The organism is Streptomyces sp. NPDC048291, from assembly GCF_043201715.1.
Taxonomy (GTDB): domain Bacteria; phylum Actinomycetota; class Actinomycetes; order Streptomycetales; family Streptomycetaceae; genus Streptomyces.
In genome coordinates, this window is the sequence record NZ_JBICZC010000015.1 from 255,851 (window position 1) to 282,293 (window position 26,443).

Sequence of the window (26,443 nt, forward strand, 5' to 3'; positions counted from 1 at the left end):
CTCACGGTGTCTCACGGCTGAGCACGCGGGTGCACACGGAACAGCGCGGTACCGGTTCGCCCATGAACCCGCGTGTCCAGGCATCGCTGCTCGTGCACCCGGGGTTCTTGCACACGTACCGCGGGGCCGGCACGGCGGCGGCGAACCCCGAACCCGCGAGCCCTTGGTACCCGCTGCTGCCCGGAGACGTGTCCCGTTCCTGGTCCCGGCCGGGACGTGACTGGATCCAGGAGCGCACCCGGACGTCGGCGTACAGGACGCGGCGCAGTTCCTCGGCTCCGCCGGGGCGGGGCGAGCCGGCGAGCGCGCGGTGGATGTCCGCCGCGATCCGGGGAGCGTCCGCGCCGACGAGCGCCGGCAGCATCCCGAGTACGTCCCTGGCGAGTGCCGCCCACGAGCGGTCGTGGTCCATGCTCCGCCTCCCCCGGTCGGAACCGTCTACGTACCGACGCAAGTGTGGCAGTTGTCGTCGAGCCGCGTGGGGCGATCGCCGGTTCCCCGGGCCCGCGGGAACGGCGGGGCACACCCGCTGTGACCTCAGACGACTCCCCGGGCCCGCAGAACGTTCAGCTGACTTTCCGTCACCTCCGCCAGCTCGCCCAGGACTTCGGCGGTGTGCTCGCCCAACTCCGGCGGCGGGGTGTAGTCGCCCACCGGGGTCGCCGAGAGCCGGATCGGGTTGGCGAGGAGGGGGAGTCCCGCGGCCTCGGTCAACATGCCGCGGTGTCGGATCTGGGGGTCGGCGAAGACCTCGGGGAGTTCGTTGTAGGGGCCCGCGGGCACGTCGTGGGCGTCGAGTACGGCCAGCCACTCGTCGCGGGGCCGGGTGCGCAGGATGTCCTGGAGCACCGGGAGGATCTCCTTGCGGTACGCGATCCGGGCGGAGGTCGTGGCGAACCGGGGGTCCTGGAGGAGGTCGGTGCGGTCGGCCGCCGCACAGAAGGCGGCGAACTGCTTGTCGTTGCCGGCGACGAGGAACAGCGGCCGGTCCTGGCACATGAACGCCTGGGACGGGATGCCGCCGTAGCCGCCGTTGCCGCGCCGCTCCGGGACCTCCCCGGAGACCAGGTAGTTCATCGCGAAGTGCGACAGCGAGGCCAGCCCGCAGTCCAGCAGGGAGAGGTCGATGAACTGGCCCTCCCCGGTGAGGTCCCGGTGCCGCAGGGCGGCCAGGACCGCCGTGGCGGCGTAGAGCCCGGTGAGGATGTCGACCATGCTGATGCCGACCTTCATCGGCTCGTCGGGGTGCCCGGAGACGCTCATCAGGCCGGACATGGCCTGGAAGATGCCGTCGTACCCGGGCCGCTCGGCGTAGGGCCCGCTCTGGCCGAAGCCGGTGACGGACAGGTAGACCAGCCGCGGGTTGATCTCGCGCAGGCTCTCGTGGCCGAGGCCGTACTTGGCGAGGGTCCCGGCGCGGAAGTTCTCCACGAGGACGTCGGAGCGGGCCGCGAGCGTGCGGAGGATCGCCTGTCCTTCGGCGGTGGCGTGATTGACGGTGACCGACCGCTTGTTGCGGTTGCAGGAGAGGTAGAAGGCCGCGGTGTCCGTCCCGGGGGCGAACGGCGGCCCGTACGTGCGTGAGTCGTCGCCCGTGCCGGGCCGCTCGACCTTGATGACCTCGGCGCCCAGGTCGGCGAGCAACTGGGTGGCGAGGGGAGCGGCGAGGATGCGGGACAGGTCGAGCACGCGGACTCCGGCCAGGGCGGTCGACGGCATCGCGGGGCCTCCTCGACACAGATGAATGAGTTAGATAAATAATACATACAGGGGTCTGAATCCAGTGCTGTCATGATTGCTTAACTAGCCAAATCATGTAACTATATCGACCGATCGTCGGGTCGAGACCGGAGGCGAGCGCATGACCGTCGCGGCGAGGGCCCTCACCGACCAGGAACAGCGGGAACGCCGGGAGTGGTTCCGCGTCCGCTGGGAGCGCGGGGTCGCCTTCAACCGGCGCTGCCGGATGCGCATCGTGCGCTGGGACCCGGACGGCGTCGAGATGCTGCTGCCCTACGCGGAGGAACTCTCCGCCCACGAGGGCGTCTTCCACGGCGGGGTGATCTCCGCGCTGATCGACACCGCCGGCGCGGGCGCCGTCATCGCCGGGCACGACTTCACCAAGGGGAGCCGGCTCAGCACCGTGTCGATGTCCGTGCAGTACCTCGCGCCCGCCCGGGGCCGGGAGGCCGTCGCCCACGCCCGCTGCGTCCGGCGCGGCGGCCGGGTGCACTTCGCCGACGTCGACGTGATCACCGACGGCCGTGTCTGCGCCCGCGGTCAGGTGGTGGTGACCATCTCCGGGGAGCGGCCGGGCGTCGGCGACCCCATCGAACCGCTCACGGAGGAGTGACACGATGCCCGACGAGTTCGCCGAGAACGATCTGGTGCTGTACGAGGTCGACGAGGACGGCGTCGCCACCCTCACCCTCAACCGGCCCGAGCGCAGGAACGCGTGGAGCATCCCCATGGAGAACCGCTTCTTCGCGCTCCTGGACGAGGCCGCACGCAACCCCGTCGTCCGCGTCGTGATCATCACGGGGGCGGGTCGGGCCTTCTGCCCCGGGATGGACATGCGGCGTCTGGAGCAGAACTCCCAGCCCGGCCAGTCCCTGGGCCTGCACGCCCGCGTGCCCATGTACGTGAAGCGGGACATGCCCAAGCCCCTGATCGCCGCGATCAACGGCGCCTGCGCCGGCATCGGCCTGGTGCAGGCCCTGATCTGCGACGTCCGCTTCGCCGCCCGGGGCGCCCGCTTCACCACCGCCTTCACCCGCCGCGGCCTGGCCGGCGAGTACAACCTGCCGTACGTCCTGCCGCGCGTGGTCGGCGTGGAGAACGCGCTCGACCTGCTGCTGTCCGGCCGCGTCTTCGACGCCGACGAGGCGAAGGCCCTCGGCCTGGTCAGCCGCGTCGTCGAACCCGACGGCCTGCTCGACGCCGCCCGCGCCTACGCCCGCGAGATCGCCCGCAACTGCTCCCCGCGCGCGATGGCCGTCGTACGCCACCAGGTGTACGGCGACCTCGACCGCACCTTCACCGACGCCCTCGCCCGCTCCTACTCCGCCATGGAGTTCTTCGTGGGCTCGCCCGACTTCCGTGAGGGCGTGGCGAGCTTCACCGAGAAGCGGGAGCCCGAGTTCGAGGGGCTGCCGCCGGACTTCGATCCCGAGGACGCCACCCGCGACGCGTTCCTGCCGTACTGACCGAGGAGAGAACGAAGATGTCAGGTCAGCCGTTCCCCGTCGAGGCCGGGCACATCATGACGTTCGCCCGCGCCATCGGCGACGAGAACCCGGCCTACCAGGGCGAGGGTGCCCTCGCGCCGCCCACCTTCACCATGGCGAGCGCCCACTACGACCCCGGCTACCACCTGCGGCCCAAGCCGGACCAGGAGTGGTTCGGGTCCGGTGGCGGCCCCGGGACGATGCCCGAGGGCGGCGGCGGGCTGCACGCCGAACAGCACTTCGAGTACCACCGCCCGGTGCGCGCCGGCGAGACCCTCTACGCCCACACGGTCCTGGGCCGGGAGTGGGAGAAGCAGGGCCGCACGGGCCGGTTGCTGTTCAGCGAGCGCATCACCGAGTACCGGGACGCCGCCGGCGAACCCGTCGTCAGCGCCGTCACCGTGGCCGTCGTGCCCGAGGGCCCCGCCACCCGGAAGGACGCCCGATGACCGGCCTGAGCGCCACCGACGTCAAGGTCGGCGAGACCCGCGAGAGCGTCCTCGTCGCCGACCTCAAGCGCACCCGGATCGTGCAGTACGCCGGCGCCTCCGGCGACTTCAACCCGTTGCACACCGACGAGCGGTTCGCCGTCGAGACGGCGGGCTACCCGGGCGTCTTCGCCCACGGAATGCTGGCGATGGGCATGACCGGCCGGGTCCTCACCGACTGGGTCGGCGCCGAGGCCCTGCTGCGCTACGGCGTCCGGTTCAAGGCCCAGGTCTGGCCCGGCGACACCCTGACCGCCACGGCCACCGTCGAGTCGGTCGAGGAGACCGGGGCCGGCCCGGTCGCCCACTTCACCCTGCGCACCGTCAACCAGAACGGCGTCGAGGTGGTCACCGGCACCGCGGCGGCCCGCCTGGAGCCCTGAGCCGGTGACCGGCACCCAGGACACCTGGACCGGGCTGGTGAACCGTGCCTACGACCATGCCCGTCCCGCCGTCCGCTTCGGCGACCTCACCTGGACCGGCCGCGAACTCCTCGACCGGGCCGGCGGCGCCGCCGACTGGCTGGACACGCTCGGCCTGGCCCCCGGCACCCCGGTACCCGCGCTCGTCGCCACCTCCGCCGACGCCCTCGCACTGGTGATCGGCGGCGCGGGCTCCGGGCACCCCCTTGCTCCGCTCGGCGTCCGCATGACCGCACCGGAGATCGCGGCGGTGCTCGACGCACTGGACTCCCAAGTCCTCATCGCCCAATGCGAGTTCGCCGAACTCGCTCAGCAGGTGGTCAGTCTCTCCGGCTCCCGGCTGCACGTGGTCGGTGAACTGCCCACGCACGGACGGGACCTGACCGCCGCACCGCAGCAACTCGCCACTGTCCTGCACACCTCCGGCACGACGGGCCGGCCCAAACCCGTCCCCATGACCCAGGCCCGCCTGGCCGCCCGGGCACGGGTCAACGGCCGGCTGTGCGCGCTCGACCCCGACAGCTTCTACGGCGGCAGCGTGCCCTTCCACCACATCGCAGGCCTCGGCAACATCGCCGTCGCCCTCGCCGCCGGCGCCCTGATCACCGGCCTGCCCCGCTTCACCGTCGAGGGCTGGACCCTGCTCCGTGACCTCGGCATCACCCACACCAGCATGGTCCCGGCGATGCTGGAGACCCTGCACGCGGCCGGACAGGCCCGCCACCGTACCCTGCGGACCCTGCAGTACGGCGGCGCGCCGGTCCGCCCCGACACGCTGCGGCGGACGTACGAGGCCATGCCCGGCGTCCGCATGCTCAACATGTTCGGGCAGACCGAGGGTTCGCCGATCACCGTCCTCACGCCGGAGGACCATCGCGAGGCCGTCGCCGGACGCGCCGAACTCCTGCGTTCCGTCGGACGGGCCGCCCCCGGCACGGAGCTGCGGGTGCACGGCGCGGGTCCCGACGGCATCGGCGAGATCCACGCGCGCGCCGACCATTTCTTCCACGTCGACCCGGAGGGCTGGCTGCACAGCGGCGACCTGGGCCGGGTGGCGGCCGACGGGTACGTCTACCTGTCCGGCCGGGGCAGCGACATGATCATCCGCGGCGGTGAGAACGTCCACCCGCTGGAGGTCGAGACGGTCCTGGCCGCCCATCCCGGCGTCGCGGACGCGGCCGTCACGGGCGCGCCGGACGAGCGCCTCGGTCAGACCGTCGTCGCCTTCGTCGTGCCGTCCGACCCCGAAGCCCCGCCGGACCCGGCGGAGTTGAGGGCCCACACCCGCGCCCGGCTGTCCGGTTACAAGGTCCCCGTGCGCTGGTGGTTCCTGTCCGAGCTGCCCCGCAACCCGAACGGCAAGGTGCTGCGCCACCGGCTGCGGGAGCCGTACGAAGAAGGAGAATCACGTGCCTGACGCCGTCGACCCGCAGCGACTCCACGTCCTGCTGAGCCGGATCCGCAGGGAGGTCCAGGACGGCCCCCTGCCCTCCGCCCAGGTCGCCGTCGCCCATGACGGCCGGCTGGTCGCCTTCGAGACCTGCGGCGACGCGGACCCCGGCACCCGCTACATTCTCCAGTCCGTCGGACGGTCGATCGTCGCGGGCGCCGTCTGGAAGCTGATCGGCGACGGACTGCTGGACACCGGCGAACAGGTGGCCGCGATCATCCCGGAGTTCGCGCCGAACGGGAAGGAGTCGGTGACCGTCGAGCAGGTGCTCACCCACACCGCGGGCTTCCCCTTCGCACCGCTCGGCCACCCGAAGATGCTGGACCGCGAGCAGCGGCTCGCCGCTTTCGGGCGCTGGCGGCTGGACTACCCGCCGGGCAGCCGCTTCCAGTTCCACCTCACTTCGGCGGCCTGGCTGATCGCCGAGATCACCGAACGGCGCACCGGCCTGGCCTTCGCCGACTACCTGCGCGAACGGATCACAGAGCCGCTCGGCCTGTCCTCGATCGAGCTCGGGGTGCCGGTGGACCGGCAGCCGGGCAGCGTCGCCCCGATGATCGCCACCGACCGCACGGCCGACGACCAGGAACCCGACCCCTGGGGGCCCTGGTACCTGTCCGACCCGCAGGTCCTGGCGGCCGGCGAGCCCAGCCACGCCCTGGTCGCCACCGCCGCCGACGTCGCCCTGTTCTTCCAGGCGCTCACCCACTCGGGCCTGTGGAAGCCGGAGGCGGTGGCGGAAGGTACCCGGATCCGGCTGACGGAGCATCCGTACGGCGAGCAGATCTACGGGGGCGGCGGCGAACGCCGTACCAGCATGGGGCTGTTCGTGACCGTGGCCGGACCCGACGCGGGCAGCAACCTGCCCTCCACCGGCTCCCCGGCGCTGTTCGGCAGCGCCGGAGCCGCGTACCAACTGGGCTTCATTGACCCGGAGTCCGGCCTGTCCTTCGCTTGCCTGAGCAACGGCTACCCGCTGGCCGGCTACGACCACTCCCCGCGCGGTACCGCCCTGGTCGCCGACATCGCGAACCTGGCGGCGGGCCTGGTCCGATGACCGGGCCCGCCGCCAGGCGGGTTCTCGCGTGGGCGTCGCTCAGCGGGTGATGAGCTGCTGGGCGTTGTGGAACATGATGTCGTCCTGCGCGGACTCGTCGAGCTCGGCGATGAGCTTGCGGAAGTCGGCCGGCTCGGCGAGGCCCTCCGCGTGCGGGAAGTCTGAGCCCATCACGATGGACTCGTGGTGGCCGAGCCGCCTGACGACCTTCACGATGTCGTCCTCCGGGTAGGGCACCACGCGCACGTGCTTGCGGAAGACCTGACTGGGCCGCTCGTCCAACTGGCCGCCGATCCACGGTCCGTTGCGGCCCATGCCCCGGCTCTTGTCCATGTGCCGGACGAAGTGCGGCACCCACTCGGAGCCGAACTCGGAGACCAGGACGTTGATGTCGGGGAACCGGCCGAAGAGGTTGTCGAAGATCAGCGCGGACAGCGTCTCCTCGATCGGGCGCTGGCCGTACGTGTTCTGCCACTGCCAGGCCGACATCCGGAAGTGGATGGGGTTCGGGTCGTAGCCCCAGGCGGGCGCCACCTGCGAGTTGTAGTAGAACTCGCTGATGTGGTAGCAGACGCTCGCCTTGGCGTCGTTGACCAGCTTCCAGAACGGATCGAAGTACGGGTCGCCGGGGGAGCGGCCGTACACCGGACCGGTGGGCAGCAGGATGAAGCGGGCGCCCTGCTCCAGCACGTACTCCAGCTCCTTGACCGCGTGGTCGAGGTCGCGCAGGGAGAGCAGGGCGGGGGCGTAGATGCGGCCCTGGTGGTCGAAGCCCCACACCTCGTTCATGTACCGGTTGAACGAGTGGTAGTTGGCGTAGAGCGGCTCGACGCCCTTCACGTACTCCTCGGCGACCAGCGCCCAGCCGCCCGGGTACATGATCGACTGGTCCAGGCCCTGCACGTCCATGACCCGCAGCCGGGCCTCGCGGTTCTGGTACGACTCGTGCATCGGCTCGAACTGGTAGGTCTCCTCGGGGTTGCCCGAGGACATGGCCTTGAGCATCTCCTTGAGTGAGCCGGGCCGGTACACCTGCCCGAACTCCGGTTCCAGGCAGACGACGATCCGGTCCCCGGCGAGGATCACCTCGCGCCCGTCCGGCAGCGTCACCGGCGCGACGGCCGCACCGAGGAACTCCTTGGGGAGGTAGCGGGTGAAGGAGTCCCGCTCCTCGTACATGTGCTGGTCGCAGTCGAAGATGCGCTTGCGCTGTTCGGCCATGCCCGTCGCCTCCGGACCCCAGAGCTAATCGGTACGCCTCCTATAATTATCTAACTGTTTCGACTAGGCAAGGGGGTGCCGTGGCGTGACTCCGCGGGGAGTGTCAGTCGATGAGTTCCAGCACGGTCTTGGGGCCCGCCCCGTTCACCACGTCGTCCGCGGCGGTGATGTGACGCTGCCAGAGCTTCTCGGCCTCGTCCGCCTTGCCGGCCTCGATCAGGCCGACCAGGCGCACATGGGCCCGGTGGCCCTTGAGGGCCTGGGCCTTCTGGGCCTCGGGGTCGGCGGCGCCCGCCGTGTACGAGGCGTTCGCCCGGTCGATGATGTTGCGCAGCATGCCGCACAGCAGGATCAGGGTCTGGTTGCCGGTGAGATCCACCAGCAGGGCGTGGAAGGCGTCCTGGGCGTGGACCAGGTCCAGCGGACTCTCCAGGACGTTCTTCTCGGCGGCGACCGCGTCCCGCAGGCGCTTGATGTCCTCCGCCGTGTGCTTGCCGGCGAGCTGGCGGACGCACTGCGGCTCGATGAGGGCGGCCGCGCGGTAGAGGTCGCCCAGGGTGGCCCCGCGGTACTCCAGGATCAGGCCGGCGAACCGGGCGGCGACGTCCGCGTCCGGGGCGCTCACCCGGGCGCCGCCGTGGGCGCCGCGGCGCACGGTGATCAGCGACTCCGACTCCAGGACCCGGAACGCCTCGCGCAGGGTCGGCCGCGAGATACCGAACTGCTCCATCAGGCCCGACTCCGGAGGCAGTGCGTCGCCCGGCTTCAGCTCGCCCCGCACGATCTGCCGGCGCAGGTGGCCGGCGACCAGCTCGGCGGTCTTCGGGACCCGTACCTGGCGTCCGATACGGCCGGGGGCGCGGACGGGCGTGCTCGGCGTCTCTGCTGCGGCTGCCTCGGCCACGGTGGACTCTCCTCGTGTGTAGCCAGGTAAATAGCAAAATGAATCTGCTTAGTGCATCGAGGGTACCAGGTCAAGGGTGGATCGACCGGTGGTCCGCGGGAGTGGTCTGGCCTCCTCCGGCCTCTGTGCGATATAGATGATTCATCTATCTATTAGACTGCTCGCTCGACGGATTCACGGGAGTGACCCCATGACCGAGAAACCGACCCCGGTTGTCCTCACCGAGCTCACCGACGACGGGGTCCTGCTGCTCACCCTGAACCGGCCCGAGCGGCACAACGCCTGGACCCTGGAGATGGAACTGCTCTACAACGAGCTGTTCGACCGCGCCGAGGCGGACCCCGCGGTACGGGCCGTGGTGCTCACGGGCGCCGGCCGCAGCTTCTGCCCGGGCATGGACATGAGCGTGCTGGAGGGCGCGTCCTCCGGAGCCCGCCCCTGGCCCACGGACCGGCTGCCGCCGCGCACCCGGCCCATGACCTTCCCCAAGCCCCTGGTGGCGGCGATCAACGGCGCCTGCGCGGGCATCGGCTTCAACCAGGCGGTCATGTGCGACGTACGGTTCGCCGTGCCCGGGGCGAAGCTCGCCGCCGCGTTCAGCGCCCGCGGCCTGGTGGCCGAGGACGGGGTGTCCTGGCTCCTGCCCCGGCTCGTCGGCTACGGCAACGCCGCCGACCTGCTGCTGTCCTCACGCCGGATCACCGGCACGGAGGCCCTCGCCATGGGCCTGGTCAACCGCCTGGCCGCGCCGGAGGACCTGCTCCCGTCGGCGCTCGCCTACGCGACCGAACTGGCCCGCACCGCCAGCCCGTACGCGATGTCCCTCATCAAGCGCCAGCTCGCCGACGACCAGGCCCGCACCTTCACCGAGAGCCGGGACAGCGCCGCCGCACTGCTGGCCACCGCCAAGCGCGCCCCCGACTACCGGGAAGGCGTGCGCAGCTTCATCGAGCGCCGCAGGCCCGAGTTCGCACCCCTGGGAGAAGCCGTCCCGGAGGTCGCGTCGTGACCCGCGCGGCCATCCCCCTGCACCGCCGTACGATCACCTTCTCCGCCTACGAGGAGGACCGCGGCGAGATCTCGGTCGAGGCGGAACTGCGCGACGAGCGACCGTGGGAGGAGCCGCCGGGCGAAGTCGTCCACCGGATGGTGCTGTCGGTGCGCGTGCGCCTCGCCGACATGGTGATCACGGCCGCCGAGGCGGGCATGCGGGACTTCCCGCACACCGAGTGTCCGCTGATCGCTCCCGCCTTCGACGGCCTGGTCGGGCTGAGCGTCGCGGCTGGCTACAACCGGGCCGTCCAGGAACGCTTCCGAGGCGTCTCCGGCTGCACACACCTGCACGAACTGGCCCGCGCCCTCGGCCCGGCCGTCGTCCAGTCGGCCATCTCCGCCCGCAACCGCCACGCCCCCGACCCGTCCGCCAACGACCCGCGCTCCAGCGCCTGGGTCATGAACAGCTGCCACATCTGGGCCCCGGACGGCGTAGGCCCACGCAAACTCGAAGCAGGCTGGCGCCCAGGCACCGGCCCACGCCCGGTGCCCGAACTCGGCACCTTCGAGTAGCGCTCAGTGCAGCGCCCCGAAAGGGGCGCGGGGCGGTATCAATATGCGGCTACCGCCGCGTGGGCGCGACCAGCCACGACGCAGCAGCAGACGACCGACGGCCTACGGCCCCACACTCCGCGGACTAACCCGCACTCGCCCTCGGCTCCCGCGGCAACCCCAGCACCTTCTCCGCCAGAATATTCCGCTGGATCTGCGAGGTGCCCGCGTAGATCGTCCCGGAACGGGCGATCAGATACGTCGTCGACCAGGACGCCGAGGAGTTGGCGGCGCCCGGATCGTCGGCGCGATACGTCCGCAGCGGTGGCCGCCCCGCCGGCACCTGCCCGTGCAGGCCCATGATGTCCATCGCGAGGTCGGTGACCTCGGTGTGGTACTCGCTCCAGTACAGCTTGGCGATCGACGTCTCGGGCCCCGGCTCGGCGCCCTTGAGCCACCCGGTGAGGATCCGGTACCCGAGGTAGCGCATGATCTCGACCTTCGACCAGCACCAGGCGATGCGCTGCCGGATCACCGGATCCCGGTCCTTCCCGTACTGGCGGGCCAGCTCGACAAGGCGCTCCACCTCCGCCCGGAACAGCACGGGGTTGGTAGCGGCTTCCTCCCCTCGCTCCACGCCCAGCAGGCTCTGCGCGACCGCCCACCCGTTGTCGATCCCGCCGACGACGAGATCGGCACGCGTGCGGGCGCCGTTGAAGAAGACCTCGTTGAAGTGCAGCTGTCCGCTCATCATGCGGAACGGGCGCACTTCCACACCGGGCTGGTCCAGCGGCACGAGCAGGAAGGAGATGCCCCGGTGCTTCGGTGCGTCCCGGTTCGTGCGGGCCAGGACGAAGATCCAGTCACTGTGGTGGGCGCCCGAGGTCCACACCTTCTGGCCGTCGATCACCCACTCGTCGCCCTCTCGTACGGCACGTGTGGTGAGGGAGGCCAGGTCCGAGCCCGCGTCCGGCTCCGAGTAGCCCTGGCACCAGGTGTCCGCGCCGCTGAGGATGCGCGGCAGGAAGTGGCTCTTCTGTTCCTCCGTGCCCCAGCGCAGCAGTGTGTTCGCCAGCATCTTCACGCCGAAGGTGTCCTGGGGCAGCCCGAACGGCACGCCCGCCAGCGCCAGTTCCTCCATCAGCACGACTTGGTGGAGCTTGGACAGACCACGGCCGCCGTACTCCTCGGGCCAGGTCGGCGAGAGGTAGCCGCGCCCGGCCAGCCGCCGGCGCCAGTCGCGGGCAAAGGCCCGGGCCGGTTCCTCGTCCAGGGCGCCGATGCCCTTCCAGTCCGGTGGCAGCTCCTCGGCGAGGAAGCTCCTGACCTCGGTGCGGAACGCCTCGGTCTGCGGCGGATAGCTGATGTCCACCTGTCTGCCTCCCTGTCCGGCCGGCCCGTCGCACGGTTGATAGTTTCAGCATAATAGGTTATCTATTTAAGAGGAATAGCGACGAGTCAGGGGCGGGCCGCATGGGATTGCTGGAGGGCCGGAACGCCGTGGTCACCGGCGGTGCACAAGGCATCGGCTACGAGATCGCCGCAGTGCTCGGCGCCGCCGGCGCCCGTGTCGTCATCGGCGACATCGACGGGGCCGCCGCGGCACAGGCCGCCGAACGCCTCGGCAAGGACGGCGTGACGGCCACCTCGATCCGCTGCGACGTCACCGACGAGGACGAGGTGGCCGCGCTGGTCGCCCACTGCGCCGACGCCTTCGGGCCGGTCGGCGTGATGGTCAACAACGCCGGCTTCACGAGGGACGCGACCCTGCGCAAGATGCCCGTCGCCGACTTCCGGGCCGTCCTCGACGTGCACCTCACCGGCGCCTGGAACGGCACCCGGTACGCGGCGGAGGCGATGCGCGCCCACGGACAGGGCGGCAGCATCGTCAACATCTCCTCCATCGCCGGCAAGGTCGGCAACTTCGGGCAGACCAACTACAGCGCCGCCAAGGCCGGACTCGTCGGCCTGACCAAGGCCGCCGCCAAGGAACTGGCGAAGGCGGGGATCCGCGTGAACGCCGTACAGCCCGGCCTGATCCGCACCGCCATGACCGAGGCGATGCCCAGGGCGGCCTGGGACGCGAAGCTCGCCGAGATCCCGCTGGGCCGCGCGGGCGAACCCGCCGAGGTCGCCCAGACCGTCCTCTTCCTCGCCTCCGGCATGGCGAGCTACGTCACCGGAGCCGTGATCGAGGTCACCGGCGGCCGGTACATGTGATTCCCCGCCGACGAGCTGACAGCCGCCGTCGAGTTGACGAGCTGCCCAGCCGACGACGAGCTGACGAAAGGCATGACGGATGCGTGACGCGGTCATCTGCGAGCCGATACGTACCCCGGTCGGGGGCTACGGGGGAGTGTTCCGGGACGTCACCGCGACCGAGCTGGCCGCCACCGTCGTCCGGGCCGTCCTGGACCGCAGCGGCATCCCGGCCGCGGCCGTGGACGACGTGATCCTCGGCCAGTGCTACCCCAACGGCGAGGCCCCGGCCATCGGCCGGGTCGCCGCCTTGGACGCCGGACTGCCCGTCGAGGTGCCCGGACTCCAGCTCGACCGCCGCTGCGGGTCCGGCCTCCAGGCGGTCATCACGGCCGCGATGCAGGTGCAGACCGGCGCCAGCGACCTGGTGCTGGCCGGGGGCGTGGAGTCCATGAGCCAGGCCGAGTTCTACACCACCGACGCCCGCTGGGGCGTGCGCGGCGCCGGAACCATGCTGCACGACCGGCTCGCCCGCGGCCGGGTCACCTCCGGCGGCGTCAACCACCCCGTCCCCGGCGGCATGCTGGAGACCGCCGAGAACCTGCGGCGCGCGTACGGCATCCCGCGCGAGGAGCAGGACCAACTGGCCCTCCACTCGCACCAGAAGGCGGTCGCCGCCCAGCAACAGGGCCGTTTCGCCGACGAGATCGTGCCCGTCACCGTACGCACCCGGAAGGGCGAGACGGTCGTCGACACCGACGAACACCCGCGCCCGGACTCCTCGTTGGAGAAACTCGCCCGCCTCCGCCCGGTACTGGGCCGCCAGGACCCCGAGGCCACCGTCACCGCCGGCAACGCGAGCGGCCAGAACGACGGTGCCGCGATCTGCGTCGTCACCCACCCCGCACGCGCCGTCGAACTCGGCCTGCGCCCGCTGGGCCGCCTCGTCTCCTGGGCCGTCGTCGGCGTGCCGCCCGAGACGATGGGCATCGGCCCGGTGCCGGCCACCGCCAAGGCCCTCGAACGGGCGGGACTGAAGCTCGCCGACATCGACCTGATCGAGCTCAACGAGGCCTTCGCCGCCCAGGTGCTGGCCTGTACCCGCGCATGGGCGCTGACCGAGGCCGACTTCGAGCGGTTCAACGTCAACGGCTCCGGCATCTCGCTCGGCCACCCCGTGGGCGCCACCGGCGGCCGCATCCTCGCCACCCTGCTGCGCGAGCTCGACCGCCGCCAGGCCCGCTACGGCCTGGAGACCATGTGCCTCGGCGGCGGCCAGGGCCTCGCCGCGGTCTTCGAACACTCAGCCAAGGGAGGACGCTGACATGGCCGGACTGATCGCCTACGGCGCCCATGTGCCGTACCACCGCCTCGCCCGGGCCGACGTCGCCGCCGCCCTCGGCACGCCCGCGGCGAAGGGCACCCGCGCCGTGGCCGGTTACGACGAGGACACCACGTCGATGGCCGTGGAGGCCGCCCGCACGGCCCTGGCCCGCGGCGACCTGCGCCCGCGCATCGGCCAGCTGTTCCTGGCCACCGCGACACCCGCCTACCTCGACAAGACCAACGCGACCGCCGTGCACGCGGCCCTCGGCCTGGACCCGCACGTCCTCGCCGCCGACATGGCCGGCTCCGTACGCTCCGGCCTCGGCGCGCTGGTCACCGCCGCCCGCTCCCCGGTCCCCACCCTGGCGGTCCTCTCCGACCTGCGCACCGGCCTGCCCGGCGGCGCCGAGGAGGTGGCCGGCGGCGACGGCGCGGCGGCGTTCGTCTTCGGCGGCCACCGCAACGGCACCCCCGTCCTCGCCGAACTGCTCGCCCACGACACCGTCAGCGACGAGATCCTCGACCGCTGGCGGCTGCCCGGCGCCCCCGCCTCCCGGGTCTGGGAGGAGCGCTTCGCCGAGGAGATCTACGTCTCCCTCGCGGACCAGGCGCTGACCGCCGCCCTCGACCACGCGGGCCTGGACCGCACCGCGATCGACCACCTCGTCGTCTCCGGCCTGCACGCGCGCGCCTGCGCGACCGTACGGCGGACGGCAGGCGTGCGGCCCGAGACGGTCACCGCGGACCTCACCGGCGCCATCGGCAACGCGGGCACCGCCCAGCCCGGACTGCTCCTCGCCGACGTCCTCGACCGCGCCCGCCCGGGCGAGCTGATCGCGCTCCTCGTCCTCGGCGACGGCGTCGGAGTCCTGCTCCTGCGCACCACCGACGCCCTCCCGGCACACCGCAGCACCCGTCCGGTCGCCGCGCAGATCGCCGCGGGCAGCCCCCCGATGCCGTACGCCACCTACCTCTCCTGGCGCGGCCTCCTCGACCGCGAACCACCCCGCCGGCCGGACCCCGAGCCGCCGTACGCCCCGCCCGCGCACCGCCGTACCGGTTGGAAGTACGGCTTCGTCGCGGCCCGGTGCGAGAAGTGCGGCACCCGGCAGCTGCCGCCGGACCGGGTGTGCGCCTCCTGCCACGCCGTCGACGCCATGACCGACGAACCCATGGACGCCGTACGGGGCACGGTGGCGACCTTCACCGTGGACCGGCTGGCGTACACGCCGAGCCCGCCGATGCTGGTCGTGGTCGTCGACTACGACGGCGGCGGCCGGTTCCGCTGCCAGCTCACCGACGCCACCGAGGCGGACGCGGTCATCGGCGCCCGGGTGGAGATGACCTTCCGGCGCACGGTCACCGCGTCCGGCATCCACAACTACTTCTGGAAGGCCCGCCCGGTACGCCTGGGCGAGGACGAGAACGAGGACGAGGGGACGGGCTGATGGGCTCGCACGGAATCCGCGACCGGGTCGCGATCGTCGGCATGGGCTGCACGCCGTTCGGCGAGCACTGGGGCAAGTCCGCCGACGACCTGCTGGTCGACTCGGTCGGCGCGGCCGTCTCCTCGGCCGGCGTCACCCTCGACGACATCGACGCGTTCTGGTTCGGCACCCAGGCCTCCGGCGTGTCCGGGCTGACCCTGAGCCGGGCCCTGCGGCTGCCCAACAAGCCGGTGACCCGCGTCGAGAACATGTGCGCGACCGGCTCCGAGGCCCTGCGCAACGCCTGCTACGCGGTCGCCTCCGGCGCCTACGACGTGGCGATGGCGGTCGGCGTGGAGAAGCTCAAGGACTCCGGCATGTCCGGTCTCTCCGGCACCGCGATCCCCGGCGCGGGCGACGACAGCCGCGGCGAGATCACGGCCCCCGCCAACTTTTCCCTCCTCGCCCCCGCGTACGCCGCCAAGTACGGCCTGTCGGAAGACGAGTTGAAGGACGTCATCACCCGCATCGCCTGGAAGAACCACGTCAACGGCGCCCGCAACCCCCGTGCCCAGTTCCGCAAGGAGGTGCCGCTGGAACGCATCCGGTCGGCGCCGATCGTGGCCGGCCTGCTCGGCGTCTTCGACTGCTCGGGCGTCTCGGACGGTTCGGCCGCCGCGATCGTGGTCCGGGCCGAGGACGCCCACCGGTACACCGACAAGCCGGTCTTCGTGAAGGCCCTGTCCTTCGTGGCCGGCCCGGCGGACGGCCTGCTCGACCCGGAGTACGACTTCACCACCTTCCCCGAGGTCGTCGCCTCCGCCCAGGAGGCCTACCGGCAGGCGGGCGTCACCGACCCGCGTACCGAACTCGCCCTCGCCGAGGTCCACGACTGCTTCACGCCCACCGAACTGGTGCTGATGGAGGACCTCGGCTTCGCCGAGCGCGGCCAGGCCTGGAAGGACGTCACCAGCGGCGCGTTCGACCTGGACGGCTCGCTGCCGGTCAACCCGGACGGCGGCCTGAAGGCCTTCGGCCACCCCATCGGCGCCTCGGGCCTGCGCATGATGTTCGAGGCCTGGCTCCAACTGCGCGGCGAGGCAGCGCCGGAGCGCACCGTACGGACGCTGTCCGAGGGTCGCTCGCTCGCCCTCACCCACAACCTCGGCGGGGGACCCGGCGAATGCGTGTCCTTCGTGTCCGTCGTCGGCAGCCAACTTTCCGGCAGTCAACTCTCCGACAGTCAACTCTGCGACTGAGATAGGCGGTTCGTGTCATGGGACGGCTCGACGAGAAGATCGCGATCGTCACCGGGGCCGCCTCCGGCATCGGCGCGGCCACCGCCCGCCGCGTCGCCGCCGAGGGCGCCCGCACGGTCGTGGCGGATCTGGACCCGGACGGAGCGAAGGCGGTCACGGAGGAGATCCTGGCCGCCGGCGGCTCCGCGACGGCGGTCGCCGTCGATCTCGGTGACATCGACAGCGTACGGGCCATGGTGGCGGCGGCCGTCGAGACGTACGGCGGCCTCGACGTCCTGCACAACAACGCGGCGGCCACCCGGCTGGCGGCCCGTCAGGACCTCGCCGTCACCGAGGCCGACCCGGCCGTCTGGGACGACACCATGCGGATCAACCTGCGCGGGACGATGGTCGCGATCCAGGCCGCCGTGCCCCACCTGATCGCGCGCGGCGGCGGCTCGATCATCAACACCTCCTCCGGCGCCGGACTCGCGGGCGACCTGCGCAATCCGGCGTACGGGGCGTCCAAGGCCGCGCTGATCAACCTCACCCAGTACGTCGCGACCCAGTACGGCAAGCAGGGCGTCCGCTGCAACGCCGTCGCGCCCGGCTTCATCGTCACCCCGGCGAGCTCCGGCTCGGCCCACGCGGGCATCCGCGACGCGATGCTGCGCCACCACCTCACCCCGCGCCTGGGGCGGCCGGAGGACGTCGCCGCGGCGGTCGTCTTCCTCGCCTCCGACGAGTCCTCGTTCGTCACCGGCCACACCCTGCGCGTCGACGGCGGCCTCCTGTCCCACCAGCCCTACGTCGCCGATCTGCGCGACGCGTGAGCCGTCCTCAGGACAGTGCCTCCGGCTCCAGGTCGCCCAGGTAGGCCGCCCGCACCGCCGGGTCCCGGCGCACCTCCTGAGGGGTGCCGGCGCAGATCCGGCGGCCGAAGTCGAGCACGACGATCTCGTCGCAGACACTCATCACCATGTCGACGTCGTGCTCGACGAGCAGCACCCCCATGCCCCACTCGTCGGCGAGCCGCCGCACCAGCCGCGCCAGCTCCCGGGTCTCGTCGTCCGACAGGGCGGCGGCCGGCTCGTCGAGGAGCAGCACGGACGGTGAGGCCGCCACCGAGCGGGCGATGGCCAGCAGCCTCCGCTCCCCGTACGACAGGTCGCCCACCGGCCGGTCCAGGCTGTCCTGAAGCCCGAACTCCCTTACCGCGACCAGCACATGGGCGGGCAGTGGCCGACTGCCGGGACGCACCAGGTCGGTGAGGCCGGCCCAGGGCCCGGGCCGGTCGCAGGCGGCGTAGAGGTTGTCCAGGACGGTCATGTCCTCGAACAGCTCCAGCGACTGGAAGGACCGGCTCAGCCCGGCCCCGGCCCGCCGGTGCACCGGCATCCTGGTCACGTTCCGGTCGCCGAGGCACACGCTCCCGGACGCGGCCCGGGTGAACCCGGTGACGGCGTCGATGGCCGAGGTCTTGCCCGCGCCGTTTGGCCCGATCAGACCGACGACCCGGCCGGGCTCGACGTCGAAGGAGAGTCCGTCGACGGCGACGACTCCGCCGTAGCGCACGGTCAGCTCCCGTACCCGGAGGGGGAGCGGCGCGGCTCGGGTGACGTGGAGTTCCCCTTCGTCGGCGCTCGGCCCGGGCACGACGGCCGGGCGCTTCCGCCGCAGCCGGCGCTCAACTCCCGTGGCCTGTCTGCCGACTTCCCGCCCGATCCCGTCCTGGTTCCCGACCAGCGTCAGCACCAGCACGATCCCGCCGATCAGCGGCATCCAGTCGCTCAGCCCCGGCAGCAGCAGGTCCCCGAAGCGGGCGCCGACCGTGCCCGCGGCGAAGGTGGCGCCGAAGAGTGGGCCGACGAGGTAGCCGACCCCGCCGATGACGGCCAGTCCGAGCGCGGTGATGGAGTCGAAGCTCGCGAAGTCGGCGAAGACCACGGACGTCGACCGGAAGCCGATGAGCACGCCCGCGAGCGCGGCGATAGCCGCCGACAGGCCGAAGGCGTAGAGCTTGACCGCGCGGACGTCGATGCCGAGGGCCGCGGCGGCCCGTTCGTTTGCCCGTACGGCGACGAGTCGGCGGCCCGTCCTGCCGCGCCGGACGTTGGCGACCGCCAGCGCGGTGACGACGAAGGCCACCAGGACCACGGCGGCGTAGCGCTGCGGATGGTCGACGCCGGAGACGGCGATGCCGAAGAGGGTCTGCTTGCCGACCGCTATGCCGTCGCTGCCCGGTGTCGTGGACAGGTCGGTGTTCTGGAAGACCATCGCCTCCAGCGTGGTGCCGAGCCCGAGGGTGATGATGGCGAGGTTCACCCCGCGGGTGCGGACCGCCGGGAGCGCGAACAGCAGACCGATCGGAACGGTCCCCAACACGCCTGCGAGCAGGGCGAGTTCGAAGGGCCAGCCCCAGTCGGCCGCCGTGTGCCCGGCGATGAAGGCGCCGGTCCCGGCGAGGGCGTAGGCGGCGAGCGAGACCTGCCCCGCGTAACCGGTCACCACGACGATCGACAGGATGATCAGGCAGAGCACCAGCGTGTTGGTGATCGCGTCGGCCCAGAGCGGCGAGGAGACCGCCACCAGGACCAGCCCCACCACGACGGCGGCGGCCAGCGGCACCGGGCGCACCCGGCCCGTGCCCAGCGCGGGCAACCGGTCCAGGAAGGTGCCCCGCAGCGGCAGCGCCCGGCCGCGGACCACCAGTACGAGGGCGATGCACAGGAAGGGCACGGAGGAGGCGAGCCCGGTGACGCCGGAGCCGAAGCGGGTCAGCTCCGACTGCACGACCCCGATGCCCAGGCCGCCCGCCAGTGTGACGGGGAACGAGGCGAACCGGCCGACCAGGGCGGCGGCCAGAGCGCTCAGCAGCAGGGTGGTCAGCCCGGTCACCGACAGGCCGATGACCGGCACGATCAGAATGCCCGTCAGCCCCGCGAACGCCGAGCCCAGCGCCCAGTTGGTGGCGGCGACCAGACCGGGGGACCAGCCGAGCGCGGCGGCGGCGGCCTCGTGCTCGGCGACCGCGGTGGTGCCGAGGCCGAACAGCGTGTGCCGGTAGACGAGATGGAGGACCACGGTCGCGGCGACCGCGATGCCCAGCAGCCAGATCCGGTCCTCGGACACCGTAGCCCCGGCGAGCGTCAGCAGCCGGGTGGGCAGCCTGCCCGGCACCAGCTGGAGGCTGTCGCCGTACCGTTTGACGGCGACGGCGGTGAGCACGATGAACACCGCCAGCGTGCCCACCAGCCGGGCCAGCGTGGAGGCCCGGCGCAGGGGCCGGATCACCAGCAGGTGGGTCAGCAGCCCGAGGACCGCGGAGCCGGCGACCCCGCAGGCGGCGGCCGGCCAGTACGGCATGCCGTGCCGGGTGGCCAGTTCCCACTGCAGGTAGGCCCCGGCCATACCGATCGCCCCGTGGGCGAGGTTCAGCACGCCGGAACCCCGGTAGACCAGCACGATGCCGTGCGCGGTGAGCGCGTACAGGGCACCGAGGCCCAGTCCCAGCAGTGCGAAACGCAGGATGTCGTCCATCTGTGGCACCTCCAGACAGACAGAGTAATTATTTAAATAATTGTGTCCAGAGTACTTCACTAAACAATCCGCCGCCTCCATGCTGTTCGGCATCTCGGCCCAGCACCCTCGCGGAGGAACCATGAACCAGCCACGCCGACACAGAACCGCCGCTGCGGGCGCACTCGCCGTCACCGGAGCCCTGCTCGCCGCCGGCTGCGGGGGAGGGGCGGCGTCCGACAGCTCCGCCGAGACCTCCTCGCTCAAGGGCACGCCGGTCAAGGTGATGGTCTGGAACCCGGAGGACACCCAGGGCAGCGCCCAGCCCGGCGTCCGGCTCACCGCCCAGGCCTACGAGAAGTGGATCAACGCCAACGGCGGCATCAAGGGAGCTCCGCTGAAGGTCATCACCTGCAACGAGAAGAACGACCCCGACGAGGCGGAGAAGTGCGCCCAGCAGGCGGTCGCCGACAAGGTCGTGGCCGTCGTGGGCTCCTACAGCCTGGCCGGGGACCGCTACATGCCGATCCTCCAGAAGGCCGGCATCCCCTACCTCGGCGGGACCGGCGTCTCGGCCGCCGAGTTCTCCAATCCCCTGTCGTACCCGGTCAACGGCGGCACCCCCGCGGTGTTCGCCGCGCACGGCCGGCAACTGGTGCAGTCGGGGTGCAAGAAGATCTCCGGCGTGCGCTACGACCTGGCGGCGGCGGCCATCGTCTCGCAGTTCCTCACCCTCGGCGCGACCTCCGCCGGCGGGGCCGCGCCCAAGGACCTCAAGGTGCCGGTCACGGCCACCGACCTCGCCCCGCAGGTCGCCGCCGCCACGCAGGGCAGCGACTGCGTGAGCGTCATCCTGGGCACCCACTCCGACCTGTTCGTCAAGGCGTACGTGCAGTCAGGGGCGAAGACGAAACTCGGCAGCGTCGTCGGCAACCTCACCCCCGACCTGGCCGCGAGCACCGGCGGCAGCAGCAGCCCGCTGGAGGGTGCCGTGATCACCGGCTACTACCCGCCGGTCTCCGACAAGGCATGGAAGGGCTTCACCGAGGCCGCCTCCGGAGACAAGGACATCGACACCTCCAACGGCGCCAACGAGACGACCTGGGTGGCGTTCACCGTCTTCACCGAGGCCGTCAAGAAGCTGCCGGCCATCTCCGCGAAGGCCCTCGTCAAGGAGCTGAACACCGCGCAGGGCATCAGCACCGGCGGCCTCACCCCGCCACTGAACTGGAAGGCGTCGACGGCACTGCCGATCAAGGGACTCAACCGCATCCACAACACCACCGCCACCGAACTCACCATCCGCGACGGCAAGATCGAGTGGGCGAAGTCAGGATCCACCTTCGTCGACGTCCGCAAGATCCTGACGGCCGCGTCGGCCGGCTGACGGGAGAACGCCCGTGCACGACAACGGACATCCCCTGATCGAGACCCGTGCCGTGTCCGCCGGATACGGCACCCGGCCCGTGCTGCGCGACCTCGACCTGGAGGTCCGCCCCGGCGAGGTCGTCGCCCTGCTCGGACCCAACGGCGCGGGCAAGACCACCACCCTGCGCGTCCTCTCGGGCGAACTGACCCCCATGAGCGGCGAACTGCGCTGGCTCGGCGCCCCCGGCCGGGCACCACTGCACCGCCGCGCCCGCGAAGGCCTGGCCTACGTCGGCGAACGCGCCGTCTTCAGCAGGCTCGACACCACGGACAACCTGCGCGTCGGCCGGGTACGGACCGACCAGGCCCTGTCCCTGTTCCCGGAACTCGAGAAGCGGCTCAGGATCGGCGCGGGCATGCTCTCCGGCGGAGAACAGCAGATGCTGGCCCTCGCCCGAGCCCTGGGCCGCGCGCCCAGGCTGCTGCTCGCCGACGAACTCTCCCTCGGCCTTGCCCCCCTCGTCGTCGACCGCCTCCTGCGCGTGGTCCGCGAGGCGGCCGACCAGGGTCTCGGCGCGCTCCTGGTCGAACAGCACGTGCGCAAGGTGCTCGGCATCGCCGACCGCGTCTACGTCCTGCGCCGGGGCCGCGTCGAGATGGCCGGCACCCCGGCCGAACTGCGCGCCGACCTCGACGCGCTCGAATCCTCCTATCTCACCAAGAACCCCGCGTCATGACCGAATGAGGAGGTTGCCGTGCCCAGCGCACGCGAACAGATCCGGGCCCTGGTCCGGTCCGGCGACACATTCCGTCAACCTGCCCAGGAGATCGGGCAGCTGCAACTGGAAGCCGCGCGGGAGGCCTTCACCGCCCACCGCGAACGGATCCCGCTGCTGCGCACCCGGGCGGAAGAGACCGGCGTCCACGAGATCACCGCTCTCGCCGACCTCGTACCGCTGCTCTTCTCCCACACGAGCTACAAGTCGTACCCCGTCTCCCTCATCGAGAACGGCCGATGGGACCGGCTCCTGCGCTGGTACTCCACCGTCTCCGTGGTCGAACCCGGCGACGTCGACGTCGAGGGCGTCACGGACATCGACGAGTGGACCGACCGCATCACCGCGGCCGGCCACCGCCCCTACATCACCAGCGGCACCTCGGGAAAGGTCTCCTTCCTCAACTGCGACACCGACGACCTCGACTTCCTGCACACCGTCCTGGAGAACCTCACCTGCTGGCCCGACCCCCTGCCCCCGAAGCCCACCCGCCGCGGCTACCTGCTGGCCCCGGCGAGCGGCCCGATGCGCTCCATCGACGGCTTCCGCTGGCACGCGGACGTCTTCGCACGCCCGGGAGAGACCCGGCTGCTCACCGAGGCACCGCTGAAGGTGTCCGAGCTGATGGGCAGCGCCCTGCTGCGCCGGCGGATGGCCGAAGGCACCGCCACCCCGCGGGAGATCAGCTCCTTCGAGACGGCATCGGCCTCCCGCGAGCAGGAGTTGGACGCCGCGCTGACCGCGATCGTCGACGACATCCACGCGCACCGCGACGAACCGCTGCTGATCGCCGGCATGAACAACCAGCAGTTCACCCTGATCCAGGCCCTGCGCGCGCGGGGCGTCGCCGACGGCAGCCTGCACCCCGACACCTTGGTGCTCAGCGGCGGCGGCAACAAGGGCCGCGCCCTGCCCGACGACTACCAGAAGCAGTTCGCCGCCTTCTACGACGGCGTACGCCGGGTCCGCAGCTACGGCATGACCGAACTCCAGGGCTCCTGCCTCGCCTGCGAGAACGGCCGCTATCACGTGCCCCCGTGGGTGATCCCGCTCGTCCTCGACCAGACCGGCGAGACGCTCCTGAACACCGAACACGGCGTGACGGAAGGGAGGTTCGCCTTTTTCGACGTCTCCCTCTCCGGCCGCTGGGGCGGACTCATCAGCGGCGACAAGGTCTCCGTGGACTTCTCGCCCTGCGACTGCGGCAGGCCGGGACCCGCCGTGCTGCCCGACATCCAGCGCTACGGCGAACTCGGCGGCGGCGACGACAAGATCACCTGCGCCGCGACACTCGACTCCTACGTACGGGGGATGATCCACGGATGAGCGGCACGGCACGCGACGGCGCCGTGGCCGTCGTCCATGTGATCCGCGGCGAGGTCGACCAGAGCCCGCACACCCCGCACGGCCGGGGCGCCTTCACCGCACCCGCCCTCGACCTCGACCGCCTGGTGTGGCCCCGCACGGAACCCGGCCCCGCCTTCCACGTCCCCGCCGCCGAGATCGTCGACCTGCTGGTGGAGACCGGCGAGGCGCTCAGGTCGGACCGGCAGGGCCTGCTCGCCGAGGCACTCGACCGCATGGTCCACGTCAGCACCCTTCCCAAAGAGGTGCTCGAGCGGGCCTACGCCGCCCTGTGGCGCAGCTTCCGCGAGCCCGCCCTCCGGGCCCAGATCGACCACGAACTCGGCGGCACGGAGGTCCTGGACGGCTGGCGCGAGGTGCGGCTGCCCGAGGGCCGGATCGCGGCGACCCGCGCGTTCCCGCCGCGCCTGGTGCACATCATCGCCGGCAACGCTCCCGGCGTCGCCGCCCAGACCGTCGTGCGCGGGGCCCTCACCAAGGGCGTCAACCTCCTCAAACTGCCCTCCAACGACCTGTTCACCGCGACCGCGGTCCTGCGCACCATGGCCGCCGTGGCCCCCGGCCACCCCGTGGTGCGCTCGTTCTCCGCCGTGTACTGGCGCGGCGGCGACGAGTCGGTGGAGAGCGTGCTGTTCCGCCCGCAGTTCTTCGACAAACTGGTCGCCTGGGGCGGCGAGGCCACCATCAGAGGCGCCCTGAAGTACGTGGGACCCGGGTTGGAGCTCGTCTCCTTCGACCCCAAGACCTCCATCTCCCTGATCGGCAGGGAGGCCTTCGCCTCCGCCGACACCCTGGCGCGGGCCGCCGACGCGGGCGCCTGCGACGCCACCTTCTTCAACCAGCAGGCGTGCGTGGCCAGCCGCTTCCAGTTCGTCGAGGGCACCGAGGAGGAGGCCGACCGCTACGCCGCGCTGCTCTGCGAACGCCTCGGCGTGGCGCGTGAGTTCAGCTCCGCCGACGGCCCCCGGGTCCCGGCGGGGCTCCGCGAGGAGATCGACGTCCTGCGGTCCCTGACGCCCGACTACCGCGTGTGGGGCGGATACGACGGCCACGGCCTGGTCATCCGCTCCCCGGAACCAGTGGACTTCCACCCCGACGGCAAGATCGTCAACGTCGTCCCCGTCGCCGCACTGTCCGACGCCGTCGCACACGCCGGGGTCGCCACCCAGACGGTCGGCGTGTACCCCGCCGGCCGCAAGGCCGACCTGCGCGACGCCCTCGCCTGCGCCGGCGTACAGCGTGTGGTCTCCCTCGGCGGAGCGGGCGGCATGCCGCCCGGCCTCTCCCACGACGGCTTCCACCCACTGCGCCGGCTGATGCGCTGGGTCAACGACGAGTGACCCCGAGGGTCCGTCCCGGCCGAAGTCGGACCCCCACTCCGCGCCGCCGGCGATGGCGTGGTCCGGCGGTCGCGGCTCATCCCGCGTTGATCACCACCGCCTTCACCTGGGTCCAGTCCTCCAGGTAGTCCGGACCCATGGAACGGCCGAAGCCGCTGTGCTTGTAGCCCCCGAAGGGGGTGCCGATCGATCCGTTCGGGCCGCCGTCCCCGACCGTGTTGACGGCGACCTGGCCGGCCTGGACCCGGCGGGCGAGCCGCACCGCCCGTCCGACGTCCCGGGTCCAGACGGTGGCGGTCAGGCCGTAACGGGTGCCGTTGGCGATGGCGACGGCCTCCTCCTCGTCCTCGTAACCGAGGACGGACAGGACCGGGCCGAAGATCTCCTCCTGGGCGATGCGCATCCCGGGGGCGACCCGGTCGAACAGGGTGGGCTCGACGAAGTAGCCGTCGTCGTACGGCGCCCCGGACAACTTGCCGCCTCCGACGACCACTTCGGCGCCCTCCTCACGGCCGATGGTGAGGTAGTCGAGAACTCGACGCTCCTGTCGGGCGTTGATGAGAGGGCCCATGTCCACCGCCTGGTCCCACAGCCCGACCCGTACGGCGCGGAACGCGTCCGCGAGTGCGGCGACGAGTCGGTCGTGCAGGGCGGAGTGGACCAGGACACGGGAACCGGCGGCGCAGACCTGGCCGCTGTTCATGATGATGCTGCGCACGATCGCGGGTACGGCCTTGGCGAGGTCGGCGTCGGGGAGCACGATCTGCGGGGACTTGCCGCCGAGTTCGAGCTGGAGCGGGATGAGGTTGCGGGCGCAGGCCTCCATGACGGCGGTGCCGGTGGCGGGGGAGCCGGTGAAGCTCATCTTGCGGATGCCGGGGTGGGCGGGCAGGGCGGCCCCCGCCTCCGTGCCGTATCCGGTGACGACGTTGAGGACACCCGGAGGGAGGCCGGCCTCCTGGGCGAGGCGGGCCAGGTAGAGGGCGGTCAGCGGGGCGTCCTCGGCGGGCTTGAGGACGACGGTGTTGCCGGCCGCGATCGGGGCGGCCGTGTTGAACACGGTCATCGGGCCGGGCGCGTTCCACGGGATGATCGCGCCGACCACGCCGTACGGCTCGCGCAGGGTCAGGCCCAGCACGTCCGGGGACCGGGTCGGCAGGGTGTCCCCGAAGATCTTGTCGGCCTTGCCCGCCAGATAGGTGAGGCGGGCCGCGATGGGGGAGGGGCCGACCGGGTGGCCGACCTCCATCGCCTCGAGGCGGTTGATGTCGTCGTCGTGCTCGCGCACCAACTTGGCCCAGCGGTAGAGGAGTTCGCCGCGGGTGGCGGGGCTGGTGTCGCGCCAGGCGGGAAACGCCTGCTCGGCGGCGCGTACGGCGTCGTCGACCTCCTCGGTGCCGCCGCGGGGGACGCGGGCGAGCAGGGCCCCGGTGGCGGGGTTGGCGACGTCGATGGCCTTCCCGGAACGGGCGGGGACCCATTCGCCGTCGATCAGGTGCGTGCCGTCGGGCAGCAGGGCGGCGATGTCCAGCGGGGCGGGGGCGGTGGTGGTCATCGTGATCCTTGTGATC

Annotated in this window: 24 protein-coding genes; 17 read left to right on the forward strand and 7 right to left on the reverse strand. The window is 71.8% G+C overall.

What is annotated here, in order from left to right:
• Position 1: 1 nt before the first annotated feature.
• Positions 2–412: a hypothetical protein gene (locus tag ACGF5O_RS37520; RefSeq protein ID WP_393814392.1), complete on the reverse strand. Its 411-nt coding sequence runs from the start codon at positions 410–412 to the stop codon at positions 2–4.
• A gap of 125 nt (positions 413–537) precedes the next feature.
• The gene (locus tag ACGF5O_RS37525) at positions 538–1,719 is read right to left on the reverse strand and encodes a CaiB/BaiF CoA transferase family protein (protein WP_393814393.1); all 1,182 of its coding nucleotides are present in this window, start codon (positions 1,717–1,719) and stop codon (positions 538–540) included.
• A gap of 142 nt (positions 1,720–1,861) precedes the next feature.
• Between ACGF5O_RS37525 and ACGF5O_RS37530 the strand changes: the two genes are divergently transcribed.
• The 6 genes from ACGF5O_RS37530 to ACGF5O_RS37555 are packed head-to-tail and all read left to right on the forward strand — an operon-like array spanning position 1,862 to position 6,644.
• The gene (locus tag ACGF5O_RS37530; protein ID WP_393814394.1) at positions 1,862–2,353 is read left to right on the forward strand and encodes a PaaI family thioesterase; all 492 of its coding nucleotides are present in this window, start codon (positions 1,862–1,864) and stop codon (positions 2,351–2,353) included.
• A gap of 4 nt (positions 2,354–2,357) precedes the next feature.
• A complete protein-coding gene (locus ACGF5O_RS37535; protein ID WP_393814395.1) occupies positions 2,358–3,206 on the forward strand; it encodes an enoyl-CoA hydratase-related protein in 849 nt (282 codons plus the stop codon).
• A gap of 17 nt (positions 3,207–3,223) precedes the next feature.
• A complete protein-coding gene (locus ACGF5O_RS37540; protein ID WP_393814396.1) occupies positions 3,224–3,676 on the forward strand; it encodes a MaoC family dehydratase N-terminal domain-containing protein in 453 nt (150 codons plus the stop codon).
• Positions 3,673–4,098 (forward strand): MaoC/PaaZ C-terminal domain-containing protein, encoded by a 426-nt coding sequence (locus ACGF5O_RS37545; RefSeq protein ID WP_393814397.1) that lies wholly within the window; start codon positions 3,673–3,675, stop codon positions 4,096–4,098. The genes ACGF5O_RS37540 and ACGF5O_RS37545 overlap by 4 nt, the downstream gene beginning before the upstream one ends.
• 4 nt (positions 4,099–4,102) lie before the next feature.
• Positions 4,103–5,554 carry a class I adenylate-forming enzyme family protein gene (locus ACGF5O_RS37550; protein WP_393814398.1) on the forward strand — a complete coding sequence of 484 codons (1,452 nt, stop codon included), beginning with the start codon at positions 4,103–4,105 and terminating at the stop codon, positions 5,552–5,554.
• Positions 5,547–6,644 (forward strand): serine hydrolase domain-containing protein, encoded by a 1,098-nt coding sequence (locus tag ACGF5O_RS37555; RefSeq protein WP_393814399.1) that lies wholly within the window; start codon positions 5,547–5,549, stop codon positions 6,642–6,644. Before ACGF5O_RS37550 ends, ACGF5O_RS37555 begins: the two co-directional genes overlap by 8 nt.
• 39 nt (positions 6,645–6,683) lie before the next feature.
• Here the strand turns inward: ACGF5O_RS37555 and ACGF5O_RS37560 are convergent, their stop codons facing one another.
• The gene (locus tag ACGF5O_RS37560) at positions 6,684–7,865 is read right to left on the reverse strand and encodes an amidohydrolase family protein (protein WP_393814400.1); all 1,182 of its coding nucleotides are present in this window, start codon (positions 7,863–7,865) and stop codon (positions 6,684–6,686) included.
• 103 nt (positions 7,866–7,968) lie between these two features.
• Complete coding sequence (locus tag ACGF5O_RS37565) at positions 7,969–8,769, reverse strand: FadR/GntR family transcriptional regulator (protein ID WP_393814401.1); 801 nt, start codon at positions 8,767–8,769, stop codon at positions 7,969–7,971.
• A gap of 190 nt (positions 8,770–8,959) precedes the next feature.
• Between ACGF5O_RS37565 and ACGF5O_RS37570 the strand changes: the two genes are divergently transcribed.
• Together ACGF5O_RS37570 and ACGF5O_RS37575 are read left to right on the forward strand one after the other, a co-directional pair.
• Positions 8,960–9,778 (forward strand): enoyl-CoA hydratase-related protein, encoded by an 819-nt coding sequence (locus tag ACGF5O_RS37570; RefSeq protein WP_393814402.1) that lies wholly within the window; start codon positions 8,960–8,962, stop codon positions 9,776–9,778.
• Positions 9,775–10,335 (forward strand): DUF2889 domain-containing protein, encoded by a 561-nt coding sequence (locus tag ACGF5O_RS37575; protein ID WP_393814403.1) that lies wholly within the window; start codon positions 9,775–9,777, stop codon positions 10,333–10,335. The genes ACGF5O_RS37570 and ACGF5O_RS37575 overlap by 4 nt, the downstream gene beginning before the upstream one ends.
• Positions 10,336–10,459: 124 nt before the next feature.
• On the opposite strand, the gene ACGF5O_RS37580 is transcribed toward ACGF5O_RS37575, so the two are convergent.
• Positions 10,460–11,686 carry an acyl-CoA dehydrogenase family protein gene (locus ACGF5O_RS37580; protein ID WP_393814404.1) on the reverse strand — a complete coding sequence of 409 codons (1,227 nt, stop codon included), beginning with the start codon at positions 11,684–11,686 and terminating at the stop codon, positions 10,460–10,462.
• Between the two features lie 101 nt (positions 11,687–11,787).
• Here ACGF5O_RS37580 and fabG point away from each other — a divergent pair, with 101 nt between their 5' ends.
• The 5 genes from fabG to ACGF5O_RS37605 all read left to right on the forward strand — a co-directional run bounded on the left by fabG (position 11,788) and on the right by ACGF5O_RS37605 (position 17,337).
• Entirely contained in the window at positions 11,788–12,534 is a 747-nt protein-coding gene (gene fabG, locus ACGF5O_RS37585; RefSeq protein WP_393814405.1) for a 3-oxoacyl-ACP reductase FabG, read from the forward strand.
• A 79-nt stretch (positions 12,535–12,613) separates the two neighbouring features.
• Complete coding sequence (locus ACGF5O_RS37590; RefSeq protein WP_393814406.1) at positions 12,614–13,837, forward strand: acetyl-CoA C-acetyltransferase; 1,224 nt, start codon at positions 12,614–12,616, stop codon at positions 13,835–13,837.
• A 1-nt stretch (position 13,838) separates the two neighbouring features.
• Positions 13,839–15,287: an OB-fold domain-containing protein gene (locus tag ACGF5O_RS37595; RefSeq protein WP_393814407.1), complete on the forward strand. Its 1,449-nt coding sequence runs from the start codon at positions 13,839–13,841 to the stop codon at positions 15,285–15,287.
• Positions 15,287–16,525, forward strand: a complete 1,239-nt coding sequence (locus ACGF5O_RS37600; protein WP_393814408.1) for an acetyl-CoA acetyltransferase — start codon at positions 15,287–15,289, stop codon at positions 16,523–16,525. The genes ACGF5O_RS37595 and ACGF5O_RS37600 overlap by 1 nt, the downstream gene beginning before the upstream one ends.
• 17 nt (positions 16,526–16,542) lie before the next feature.
• Entirely contained in the window at positions 16,543–17,337 is a 795-nt protein-coding gene (locus tag ACGF5O_RS37605) for an SDR family NAD(P)-dependent oxidoreductase (protein ID WP_393814409.1), read from the forward strand.
• A 7-nt stretch (positions 17,338–17,344) separates the two neighbouring features.
• Here ACGF5O_RS37605 and ACGF5O_RS37610 read toward each other — a convergent pair whose 3' ends face one another.
• Positions 17,345–20,044 carry an ATP-binding cassette domain-containing protein gene (locus ACGF5O_RS37610; RefSeq protein ID WP_393814410.1) on the reverse strand — a complete coding sequence of 900 codons (2,700 nt, stop codon included), beginning with the start codon at positions 20,042–20,044 and terminating at the stop codon, positions 17,345–17,347.
• A gap of 121 nt (positions 20,045–20,165) precedes the next feature.
• Between ACGF5O_RS37610 and ACGF5O_RS37615 the strand changes: the two genes are divergently transcribed.
• From ACGF5O_RS37615 to ACGF5O_RS37630, 4 genes are read left to right on the forward strand one after another with little or no spacing between them, the layout of a single operon-like run.
• Positions 20,166–21,410 carry an ABC transporter substrate-binding protein gene (locus ACGF5O_RS37615; protein ID WP_393814411.1) on the forward strand — a complete coding sequence of 415 codons (1,245 nt, stop codon included), beginning with the start codon at positions 20,166–20,168 and terminating at the stop codon, positions 21,408–21,410.
• A 13-nt stretch (positions 21,411–21,423) separates the two neighbouring features.
• The gene (locus ACGF5O_RS37620) at positions 21,424–22,128 is read left to right on the forward strand and encodes an ABC transporter ATP-binding protein (RefSeq protein WP_393814412.1); all 705 of its coding nucleotides are present in this window, start codon (positions 21,424–21,426) and stop codon (positions 22,126–22,128) included.
• Between the two features lie 18 nt (positions 22,129–22,146).
• On the forward strand, positions 22,147–23,493 hold the full coding sequence (locus ACGF5O_RS37625) for a hypothetical protein (RefSeq protein WP_393814413.1): 1,347 nt from the start codon (positions 22,147–22,149) through the stop codon (positions 23,491–23,493).
• A complete protein-coding gene (locus ACGF5O_RS37630; protein ID WP_393814414.1) occupies positions 23,490–24,872 on the forward strand; it encodes an acyl-CoA reductase in 1,383 nt (460 codons plus the stop codon). The genes ACGF5O_RS37625 and ACGF5O_RS37630 overlap by 4 nt, the downstream gene beginning before the upstream one ends.
• 76 nt (positions 24,873–24,948) lie before the next feature.
• Here ACGF5O_RS37630 and ACGF5O_RS37635 read toward each other — a convergent pair whose 3' ends face one another.
• Complete coding sequence (locus ACGF5O_RS37635) at positions 24,949–26,427, reverse strand: aldehyde dehydrogenase family protein (protein WP_393814415.1); 1,479 nt, start codon at positions 26,425–26,427, stop codon at positions 24,949–24,951.
• Positions 26,428–26,443 lie beyond the last annotated feature (16 nt).